We start from the raw sequence: 8,116 nt of genomic DNA, 5'->3' as shown, positions 1-8,116 counted from the left end.
TCCTGCATTAGAAGGAATCCTTCAAGATGCTGAGAAAACCATTAACGTGAAAAATACTCCGCTGCTAAAAAGCATTGCGGAAGATAAAAAAGAGAGTGTTCTCAGAAGAACTGAAACGTCTAACAACACGGGTATAGGTAATGCCAAACAAGGTGATAGTACCCCTCTCGCACCTGGCGGCGGATTAGCTGCTCATGAAGCAAAAGGCGGGCATCTTATAGAAAAACATGTTGGGAAGACTGATGGCGAATTATTTCAACGTTTAATAAAAGATACAAAAATCTCTGGGTCTTCTTCATTTAAAGATAGAGCTACTGCAGAAAAAGTCGCCAGTTCAGTTCTAAGTGATCCAAAAAACATTAGTAAAATAAAAAAATGGCTCTCTAATCCTACAAGTAGACCTACTCTTCCTTTAAGATACAAAGGTGATGGAGAAGTTCTCGGCAGAAGGGTAGAAAAAGGTTCAAATGTTGCTAAGGATGTTACCAACGCTACAATAGTATTGAAAAAGAGTAAAAATGGGGAGTTTATTTTAACTGGCTATCCTACAAAATAAAAGGAGTTCTGAATAACAATGTACGAGAATTATGATACTCTGGAAGAATTAAGTGATTTTTTAGAAGGAACATTTCACCAGGACATGGGTTCACCAGAACAAGCTTTGAAAGAATTTATAGCTGAATCAAGTAAAGAATGCTTAGTTTTCACAATAAAATTTTGTGAAGAGTTTATAAATGAAAACATGTCTGATCAAGAGAAAGAAAGTTTTATAAAATCAAATACGGAGATTTATTTTCCGGCAATCGATTTAACTCCTTTACAATGGTTGAAAAAAGTAATTACAGAAATAAAAGAGGCTATTTAGTATATAAGCAATGATTGAAATCGAAGTTTCTGATCCTGTATTTAGATTTCTCGGCGGACATTTCCACCAAGATATAGATTCTCCTGAAGATGCTCTTAATGAATATCTAAATGAAGCATCACAAAAGCTAAAAGAAAGAGATTTAATAGCACTAACTGAGTTTGTAAATAGTAATTATTCTGAAGCAGATAAGAATGAATTTATAGAAAAAGCAGCTGATGGTATATACTTTCCTGAAGATGATATAACTCCATTAGAATGGCTTAAGCAAGTTATTGAACAAATTAAAGAACACCTTAAAACAATATAGTTAGAAAAGGAGCCCCTCTTTTAAGAAGGGCTTCTTCTATTATTTCAAGAACTCTTCAAGTTTCACTTTAGTCTTAGGCCCATAAATGCCGTCAGCAGACAGACCATTTACTGACTGAAACCGTTTGACCGTGTTTGCTGTTTTCGGTCCATACACGCCATCAATGGCGTTATTCTTCACCCCTTTATCTGGATAGAAGTAAAGAGCCGCCAGAGCATTTTGAATCCGCCTTACGTCATCCCCTTTTCGCATAGGTCTTGTTACTCTAATGACACCAGAAGGCAGCGCAAATGACGTTTTTTTGCTGCTTGGTTTAGGGCTTGAAGTGCTCGAACTTATGAGCTTTAATACTTGGCCGACCTTGATCAAGTTCGGATTTTTGATACCGTTCAAGCTTTGTAGGGTTGCCATGCTTACCTCGTGCTCTTTTGCAATTACGGAAAGAGTATCGCCCTTTTTGACTGTGTAAGTGCCTCCAGAAGCTTTAGGCGCAGACGATGACGGTTTAGAAGATGTTTTCCCGCCCAGCGCCCTCAATTCTTTTTCAATGGTAGCCTTAACCTCATCCCATCTTCCCTCTGACAAAATACGGTGCGGGCAATATTTTCCGTTCCAATCCTGATGCTTGCGGACACGATCAATTCCCCGGCCGCGCTCTTTAAGCAGCTGCGCCACAAACTTGATTGCCAGCTTTTCTGCTGCCTTGTATTTAGGGCCTCCAGACTTGCTGTAGCAGATTTCAACCCCGATAGATTTACGGTTACCAGTGCCGTATGTGCCGTCTCCAGTGTGCCACGCGTTACGATTTGTATGGATGCCCTGCCGCACCTCTTTGTCATCGACTGCAAAGTGAAAGCTTGTCGAGCTTGTATTCCCGATCATATAGCTGATCTCGTTAGCGGCTGACGCGTCGTTTGCTGTATTGTGGATGGTGATATAAAAAAGAACGGTTCCAAATGTCAGGACACCGTTCAGATTGAGGATTGTATCTATAATATTTGCTACGATGATTTTCATACATAACTGAAGCAAGCGCTCCGGCTCCGCTGCTTTTTGAATTTCCAAACCTTAATTACACCTGTTATTACGTCAAGATGCTGAGAACCAGCAGTAATCGAGGTACTTCACACCACCAAACAGGTAAACTCTCGCTAAATCCAATGTTTCAAAATTAATAAACACAGTAGTATCCGCCGTTTCTTGTTATCACCTCCTTAGAGGCAACATAAAAACACCTCTGGGGTGTCGATCAATTTGCGGCGCTGCCCAATTCCACACTGACAGCTGTTTTGTCCGGATAGGTCAAGCCTGTTATTCATCTTCTGTAATCTTCCCCACTCAACAAAACGGGCCACATTTGCATTATTACTGTAATGCGGAGGCCTCCATCACATGCGAAGATAGATACCACCCTTAATTATTATTCACATGTCATTAAAGAACTTCGTGAAGAAGATACACGAAACACACTGTACTTATTTAAAAAAATGCCCAGTGTAAAATCGATTCTATAGCAATGTGCAAAAAGAAATAAATTCACATCGTTTTCCACCATATTCTCGTCCAATTGAAAAACTCCTAAAAACAGCAAAAACCCCTGTTTCACAAGGGTTTTTGCTGTTTTTAGATGTGATTAATCCGAACCCATCTCATTTAAAAAACGCTCTAGGAGAGATTCGAACTCCCGACCTGCAGTTTAGGAAACTGCTGCACTATCCGCTGTGCTACTAGAGCTTTGGATAATTTATATAGTAGCTCTGATGATCGATATTTTCAAGCGATTTGTATTAGAGCCCTCCAAAAACCTTATAAGCGGCTCTTGTCGTATCTTCATCAATACCGATATACCGCATTGTAATCGAGGGTGATGAATGATTCAGTATTCTCTGCAGCTCGGCGATATCTTTTGTCCGCTGATAAAAATGATAGCCGAACGTTTTCCGGAGCGTGTGCGTACCTATTTCCTCAAGACCGCACACCGCCGCGGCCTCTCTTAAAATCCTGTAGGCCTGAATGCGGGAAATCGGCTTCCTGGTCCGGACAGACTTAAATAGATATTCGTTTTCTTTCATGTCTTTCGTATACTCGTATATTTCCTGCTTCAGCGATTCTAAAATCAGGATCTTCCTCTTCTTTTTCGTTTTGCTTTCTGTTGCCCATAAATGATCTTTATTTTTAACATCCTTCACTTGCAGCGGCAAAATATCAGAGATGCGGAGCGCGCTGTTGATGCCGAAAATAAAAAGAAAGTAGTCCCGCTTGTTTTTGTTTAGCAAATATTGTTTTACTTCTTGGATTTTTTCTAAACTGCGAATCGGCTGTACAATATGCATCAAAAAACTCCTTAAAAAACCGTTATGTAACATTTTGAGGTCTATGTTACTATTATAGCTGATAAACGTTGAAAGTCAAAGTGTCACGGCATTTATGTAACATAATATACATAGTGTTACATGAGGAGGGTAAATTGCTTTCAAAAACCCCCTTCCTCTTAAACGGCTTTTAAAGATACTTATAAAGCTTTTAATCTATTTGATACATATCCCCTTAGTTATCATCGAAAAGCCTCTTAGAACAAAATCTGATGCCTTGTTTTTTTCACTGTCTTCAAAAAGTTATACAAAAAAAGACACAATTTGAAATTGTGTCCTAATCCTCATCCTTTACATCAATATCTTCCGGAATCGGTTCATTTAAGATTTCCTGCACGAGCGCTTTGTAATTCTCCAGCTGTTCGAGATGCGTTTTGAACTGCTCCTTAAAAATCAAAAATTGCTCACCGTCATGAACGGCTCTGATTTTTCCTTCAAGCACCAAGCTTTTAATATAATCCTCTGAAAGATTTGTATATTCTGCTGTTTCTTTAATTGTTAAATACATATAGCAGTCCTTTCTTCATCTGTATGCTGATTCTAATATAGCACATGGCTTATCACATTATAATCAATTTTGCACAGAAAAACGAGTGAATATTCTGTATAATATACCATTTGTCACTTGTGAAAACGCTGTAATTTTCTTACGCTAAGATTGTAACAGAACAGCTTCATATAGGAGGGAGAATATGAAAAGAACGGTGAACGTCTGTTTAACAGCTCTGCTTTGTGTCCTGTTAGTCGCTGGAAGTGTCCCTTTTCATGCGGAAGCGAAAAAGCCGCCCAAAAGCTATGACGAGTACAAACAAGTAGACGTTGGAAAAGATGGCATGGTTGCCACTGCACATCCTCTCGCTTCAGAAGTCGGTGCTGATGTGTTGAAAAAAGGAGGAAATGCCATTGACGCGGCGGTTGCCATTCAATTTGCCCTCAATGTCACAGAGCCGATGATGTCAGGCATTGGCGGCGGCGGCTTTATGATGGTGTATGATGGAAAAACAAAGGATACAACCATCATAGACAGCCGGGAACGTGCTCCAGCAGGCGCAGCTCCTGACATGTTTCTTGATGAAGACGGCAAAGCGATTCCTTTCTCTGAACGTGTGACAAAAGGTACTGCCGTCGGTGTTCCAGGTACGCTGAAAGGGCTGGAAGAAGCCTTGGATAAATGGGGAACCCGTTCAATGAAGCAATTAATCACCCCTTCTATTCAACTCGCTGAAAAAGGATTTCCGATTGATTCAGTGTTGGCGGATGCCATTTCTGATTATCAGGAAAAGCTGTCGCGGACTGCCGCAAAGGATGTATTTTTGCCAAATGGCAAGCCGCTTAAAGAAGGCGATACACTGGTTCAGAAGGATTTGGCAAAAACATTTAAGCTCATTCGTTCAAAAGGCACTAACGCTTTTTATAAAGGAAAATTCGCCAAAGCGCTTTCTGACACCGTGCAGGATTTCGGCGGATCAATGACAAAAAAAGATTTAGAAAATTATGACATTACCATCGATGAACCGATTTGGGGAGACTATCAAGGCTATCGAATCGCCACTCCTCCTCCTCCAAGCTCTGGCGGTATTTTTTTATTGCAAATGCTGAAAATTCTTGATGATTTTAACCTTTCACAATACGACGCCCGCTCTTGGGAAAAATATCAGCTGCTTGCGGAAACGATGCATTTGTCATATGCCGACCGTGCGTCTTACGCTGGTGATCCCGAATTTGTAAACGTTCCTCTCAAAGGCCTGCTTCATCCCGATTATATTAAAGAACGCCAGCAATTAATCAGCCTGGATCAAGTCAATAAAAAGCCGAAAGCCGGCGACCCTTGGAAATACCAAGAAGGATCGGCAAACTATAAGCAAGTCAAACAGCCTGAAGACAAAGTAGAAGGCCAAACAACCCACTTCACAGTTGCCGACCGCTGGGGAAATGTTGTTTCCTATACGACGACAATTGAACAGCTATTCGGAACCGGTATTATGGTCCCTAATTACGGGGTCATTTTAAATAATGAATTAACGGATTTTGATGCGGTTCCAGGCGGTGCCAACGAAGTACAGCCGAACAAGCGGCCTTTGAGCAGCATGACCCCGACGATTTTATTTAAGGATGACAAGCCTGTTCTCACCGTCGGATCTCCGGGCGGGGCCACCATTATTTCATCTGTTTTGCAAACCATTCTCTATCACATCGAATACGGCATGGAGTTAAAAGCAGCAGTCGAAGAGCCGAGAATTTACACAAACAGCATGAGCTCCTACCGCTACGAAGATGGAGTTCCTGAAGATGTCCTCAGCAAACTAAACGGCATGGGACATAAATTCGGCAAAAGTCCAGTTGATATCGGCAACGTGCAAAGCATCTCTATCGACCATGAAAACGGCACTTTTAAAGGCGTAGCTGATTCAAGCAGAAACGGCGCGGCGATCGGTGTTAATTTAAAACGGAAATAAAATGAAGAAAACTGTACTCGGTTCAAATGAGTACAGTTTTTTGTATACAGACCTTTACACCTGTCTCATACCTGATAATTGCAGCGCAACAGGCTTCATCCCTTCATTTCGTCTACCTCATCTATATATCTCTGAAACGCATTCGTAATAAAAAAGTCTTTCCTGTATATAAATACAATCTCTACATCTCGATACGCTGCAGGCAGCTGATGAATCCATATATTCATACGATGTTCGGAACAGTCGATAGCGGACTTTGGAAGCAGCGCTGTTCCTAAACCGGCGGAAACTCCTCTTATAATAGCTTCCAATGTCCCAAACTCTATGATTTTTTGATTTTGAATTCCTGCTTCCTCCAGTAACCTTTTGACTCTGGCACGATGAGAACAGCCAGCTCCAAAAAAGAGCATCGGCTGCCGAAGCATGTCTTCTGCCGTTCCTTCCTGTGAGGAAATCAAAACCAATTCATCACGGGAAACAGGGATTTGGCTGATATCCGTGTGCTCAACCGGTCCGTATACAAAAGCACCATCAACCTTATGATCTAGAACCTGTTGCATCAAATTGTGTGTATCAGCTGTGTTCACTGATAAATCAACTTCAGGAAAACGTCTGAGGAAGGAGGCCGCATGCTCAGGCAGATGCGTTACCGCCGTTGTTTCCAGCGATCCGATCCGCAACAGCCCTTTCGGCTGCTGGCTCATCTGTGCCGATTTTTCAGCCTCGTCTAACAGCGCTAGTACTTGATCAGCATATTCTAGTAGATTTTCTCCGGCAGCGGTCAGCTTCATCCCGCGATTCGTCCGATGAAAAAGCCTGATGTTCAAATCTTCCTCAAGGTTATGTATTCTGGCTGTCACATTCGATTGAACATAATTCAGCATTTCCGCTGCTTTCGTTATGCTTCCTTCACGGGCCACAGCCCGAAAAATCTTTAAATCTCCGCTTTCCATAGGCTCTCACCTTCTTGCTATGATTAAAAGTGATATCGGCTATCATTTTTGTTCATTTTACTTGAAGAATACCGCTATGTAAAATATGTAAAGATATGAAACTGCAATTCAATGAGGAGGAGGACACATGAAAGCTGTCATTCACAACGGAAAAGCAGGACTTCAGGGCTTATCATTGCAAGACGTTCCATCACAAAAGCCCGGATACGGAGAGGTGAAAGTTAAATTAAAATCTGCAGGTCTAAATCATCGCGACCTGTTTCTGATGAATAACAAATCAGAACGAGATCCTTATGTGATACTGGGGTCTGACGGCGCCGGTATTATTGAAGAGGTTGGTGAAGGTGTCAAAAACGCAGCTGTTCAAACGGAAGTCATTATTTTCCGACATTGAACTGGGATGTGACAGAGAATGTACCGCCAATTCCGGAGATCTTGGGAGGGCCTTCTGACGGAACGCTGGCTGAATACGTGATCATTCCTTCACAAAATGCGATCAAAAAACCTACTTATTTATCCTGGGAAGAAGCAGGCGTTTTGCCTTTATCGGCTTTAACCGCATATCGGGCCTTATTTACAAAAGCCCGATTGAAAAAAGGCGAGCATCTGTTGATTCCCGGCATCGGCAGCGGAGTTGCAACCTACGCTTTATTCATGGCAAAAGCGATCGGAGCGACAGTAAGCGTGACCTCCCGCAGTGAGGAGAAAAGGAAAAAAGCGCTCCATCTAGGTGCTGATTACGCTTTTGACAGCTACAGTAATTGGGATGATCAGCTGCACGGAGGAAAAGCTGATGTTGTTCTTGACAGTATAGGTCCCGCTCTCTTTTCGGAATACCTTCGCCATGTTAAACCGAACGGGCGTATTGTCAGTTTTGGGGCAAGCTCAGGGGCCGACCTCAGTTTTCCGGTGCGCTCTTTATTCTTTCCTCAGATCAATGTATTGGGAACCTCGATGGGTAGCTGTGAGGAATTTTACAATATGCTCGCTTTCATTGAAAAACATCAGCTGCGCCCTGTAATTGACCGCACATACCCTTTAGAAAAAGCGTTTGAAGCATATACAAGAATGCAGAACGGCACACAGTTTGGAAACATCGGAATTATGATGGAATAAAAAAAGAAACCGGCTGGTATACAGGCCGGTTTCTCTTATATGAT

General features: G+C 41.9%; 8 protein-coding genes, 1 tRNA gene and 1 pseudogene. 5 read left to right on the top strand and 5 right to left on the bottom strand.

Annotation, left to right across the window (positions count from 1 at the left end; translation table 11 throughout):
- The 3 genes from V756_RS1000000124065 to V756_RS0115585 form a co-directional block, all read left to right on the top strand.
- A partial coding sequence (locus tag V756_RS1000000124065; RefSeq protein WP_024715472.1) for an RNase A-like domain-containing protein occupies window positions 1-556 on the top strand: 556 nt, incomplete at its 5' end.
- Between the two features lie 18 nt (window positions 557-574).
- Complete coding sequence (locus V756_RS0115590; RefSeq protein WP_024715471.1) at window positions 575-865, top strand: contact-dependent growth inhibition system immunity protein; 291 nt, start codon at window positions 575-577, stop codon at window positions 863-865.
- Window positions 866-875: 10 nt separating this feature from the next.
- Complete coding sequence (locus V756_RS0115585; RefSeq protein ID WP_024715470.1) at window positions 876-1,175, top strand: contact-dependent growth inhibition system immunity protein; 300 nt, start codon at window positions 876-878, stop codon at window positions 1,173-1,175.
- A gap of 39 nt (window positions 1,176-1,214) precedes the next feature.
- Here V756_RS0115585 and V756_RS1000000124195 read toward each other — a convergent pair whose 3' ends face one another.
- The 4 genes from V756_RS1000000124195 to V756_RS0115565 all read right to left on the bottom strand — a co-directional run bounded on the left by V756_RS1000000124195 (window position 1,215) and on the right by V756_RS0115565 (window position 4,055).
- Window positions 1,215-2,171 carry a LysM peptidoglycan-binding domain-containing protein gene (locus V756_RS1000000124195; protein ID WP_050585667.1) on the bottom strand — a complete coding sequence of 319 codons (957 nt, stop codon included), beginning with the start codon at window positions 2,169-2,171 and terminating at the stop codon, window positions 1,215-1,217.
- Between the two features lie 665 nt (window positions 2,172-2,836).
- Window positions 2,837-2,909 (bottom strand) — tRNA-Arg (locus V756_RS0115575).
- Window positions 2,910-2,962: 53 nt separating this feature from the next.
- Window positions 2,963-3,508, bottom strand: coding sequence for a site-specific integrase (locus V756_RS0115570; RefSeq protein WP_024715468.1), 546 nt, complete (start codon window positions 3,506-3,508; stop codon window positions 2,963-2,965).
- Window positions 3,509-3,824: 316 nt separating this feature from the next.
- The gene (locus V756_RS0115565; RefSeq protein WP_024715467.1) at window positions 3,825-4,055 is read right to left on the bottom strand and encodes an excisionase family DNA-binding protein; all 231 of its coding nucleotides are present in this window, start codon (window positions 4,053-4,055) and stop codon (window positions 3,825-3,827) included.
- 184 nt (window positions 4,056-4,239) lie between these two features.
- On the opposite strand from V756_RS0115565, the gene ggt reads away from it, so the two are divergent.
- Window positions 4,240-6,003: a gamma-glutamyltransferase gene (ggt, locus tag V756_RS0115560; protein ID WP_024715466.1), complete on the top strand. Its 1,764-nt coding sequence runs from the start codon at window positions 4,240-4,242 to the stop codon at window positions 6,001-6,003.
- 95 nt (window positions 6,004-6,098) lie between these two features.
- Here the strand turns inward: ggt and yofA are convergent, their stop codons facing one another.
- Complete coding sequence (gene yofA, locus V756_RS0115555) at window positions 6,099-6,956, bottom strand: LysR family transcriptional regulator YofA (protein ID WP_024715465.1); 858 nt, start codon at window positions 6,954-6,956, stop codon at window positions 6,099-6,101.
- Between the two features lie 127 nt (window positions 6,957-7,083).
- On the opposite strand from yofA, the pseudogene V756_RS01000000122565 reads away from it, so the two are divergent.
- Window positions 7,084-8,072 (top strand): annotated as a pseudogene (locus tag V756_RS01000000122565) (zinc-binding dehydrogenase).
- Window positions 8,073-8,116 lie beyond the last annotated feature (44 nt).

The sequence above is a fragment of the Bacillus tequilensis KCTC 13622 genome, assembly GCF_000507145.1.
Lineage (GTDB): Bacteria > Bacillota > Bacilli > Bacillales > Bacillaceae > Bacillus > Bacillus tequilensis.
This window is presented reverse-complemented; position numbering and strand designations above follow the sequence as displayed.

Excerpts from the sequence above, each read along its gene's own strand:
- ggt (WP_024715466.1), top strand. The coding sequence starts at position 4,240 with ATGAAAAGAACGGTGAACGTCTGTTTAACAGCTCTGCTTTGTGTCCTG.
- V756_RS0115585 (WP_024715470.1), top strand. The coding sequence starts at position 876 with ATGATTGAAATCGAAGTTTCTGATCCTGTATTTAGATTTCTCGGCGGA.
- V756_RS0115570 (WP_024715468.1), bottom strand. The coding sequence starts at position 3,508 with ATGCATATTGTACAGCCGATTCGCAGTTTAGAAAAAATCCAAGAAGTA.
- V756_RS0115590 (WP_024715471.1), top strand. The coding sequence starts at position 575 with ATGTACGAGAATTATGATACTCTGGAAGAATTAAGTGATTTTTTAGAA.
- V756_RS0115565 (WP_024715467.1), bottom strand. The coding sequence starts at position 4,055 with ATGTATTTAACAATTAAAGAAACAGCAGAATATACAAATCTTTCAGAG.
- yofA (WP_024715465.1), bottom strand. The coding sequence starts at position 6,956 with ATGGAAAGCGGAGATTTAAAGATTTTTCGGGCTGTGGCCCGTGAAGGA.